The 1,913-nt window shown below is 30.5% G+C and carries 1 protein-coding gene; it reads right to left on the bottom strand.

The window, feature by feature from the left end; translation table 11 throughout:
• Positions 1-42: 42 nt before the first annotated feature.
• The gene (gene nadN / locus Q0370_RS06480; protein WP_299573638.1) at positions 43-1,833 is read right to left on the bottom strand and encodes an NAD nucleotidase; all 1,791 of its coding nucleotides are present in this window, start codon (positions 1,831-1,833) and stop codon (positions 43-45) included.
• Positions 1,834-1,913: the final 80 nt, after the last annotated feature.

The raw sequence follows: 1,913 nt of genomic DNA, 5'->3' as shown, positions 1-1,913 counted from the left end.
ATACAATATAAAGTATCATTTATTTTCAAATTTTTTAAAAAATTAGTATTTGAAGATTACATTTGTAGATTTTGGTTTCCCTATTTCTTTTTTCTCTTTCAAATAATCTATAAATATTTTTGTATCACTTAAATGAGTGTCTGTTCCGCGTTTTTGAGCAGTAATTTTCCCTAATGTTGTGTAACCATCTTTTCCTTTGGCTATATAAGAGTTTACAGCTAACATGTAGGATTTTTTAGCGTCAATTGGTACCCATTTATTTGCTTTAAAGTCAAATACTTCTATTTTTTTGACCCTTGTTCCAAGTTTTCCTTCTTTTGTGGCTTCGTATCTGATTCCTGCACCATAAGGGAATGCTCCTGTTGAACCTCCGTTTAGTACATAGTCAATCGCATCTTCTAATGTCTGTTTCACTTCTGCACCTGTAATATCAGTTATAAATACTGTATTTGAAGTGAATGGCAATAATGAATATGCTAAATCATAAGTGAATACACCAGGATTTAGTGTAATTCTTACATTTCCCGCATTTCCGATTACAAAATCAACATTTCCAGTTCCTGTATTTCTTAACTTATGTAAAACTGATTCAGCTACAAGAGTTGTTGCGAAAGAACCGTCCTTATTGTGTTCATTTGGTACTCTGTTGTCTGAACCTCCTGGAATTTCTTCTGTAATTTTACCAACTGTACGTTTCCCAAGTTCTGTTTTTTCTTTTTGGTATCTTTCAAGAAGTTTTGCTAAAGCTGGATCATTTTTGATGGCAGCTATATTTTTATTATTTTTTATTGAACTTAAAATTTCATTTTTTTCTTTTTGATCTAATTGAACTCCTTTTCCTTCAGCATTTTTCACTTCAAAAAAGTCATCTCCAATTAAAACTTTTGGAGTTGGAATTAATTCAGTAATTACTCCATTTTTATCAAATTTTGCCTTCATTTGTCCTAATAAATATGAATAATTCCATGCTTCTGCAATATAAACTGGATTTCCATTAGGAGAATTCACTTTTTTAGGATAACTGTCTGCTTCTGGAACTAACCCAAATTGTTCAAATTCTTTTCCTAAAAGATAGTGAGTATCCCCAGTTATAATTAAATCTACACCGTCAACTTTTTGTCCAATTTCAACATTTTTTTCATATCCTGCATGAGATAATAATATTATTTTATTTATTCCTTTACTTTGTAATTCATTTACATATTTTCTTGCTGTTTCAATTTCATCTAAAAATTTGATATCATCTCCAGGACTTGATGATTCCTTAGTCTTTTTCACAACATCTATTCCTATAATTCCAATATTCTGACCACCAATATTCTTTATCATATACGGTTTCCATTTTCCTTCCAGAATACTTCCTTTATCAGGAACAACATTGGCTGAAACTACTGGTATTTTTAAAACATCTAGAAATGATTTCAAAAATTTGTTCCCATCGTCAAATTCATGATTTCCCAATGTATAAACGTCAAAATTTATTGCATTCATAAGTTCAGCATCGGCTTTTCCTTCAAATAACGTATAATAAAGTGTCCCTGTTACAGCATCTCCTGCGTGTAATACAAGAGTATTTTTATTATTCTGTCTAAAATTTTTGATTGCCTGTGCCACTCTTGGAAATCCTCCAATATGTACCGTAACAGTCTTTCCATTAAGTTTAAGGGGCATTTTTTCCTCTTCAAGATGCGAATGATGGTCATTAATATGTGCCACATTTAGCTCAAATGCTCCAGATGAACTTTGGCTGTTCGCTTTACGACTAGTCTTTGCCTCCAAATTAGCTGCTGAAAATAACGCTAATGTCAATCCCAATAATAATAATTTTTTCATAATTTTTCCTCCTTAAAAAAATTTATATTTATTAATATAATTATAACTTGATTTCCAAAAAAAAACACTAAAAAAAATAA

It is taken from the genome of uncultured Leptotrichia sp., from assembly GCF_938036635.1.
Classification (GTDB): Bacteria; Fusobacteriota; Fusobacteriia; order Fusobacteriales; family Leptotrichiaceae; genus Leptotrichia; species Leptotrichia hongkongensis.
Note: the sequence above shows the minus strand (reverse complement) of the source record. Positions and strands in the feature narration are given on the sequence as shown.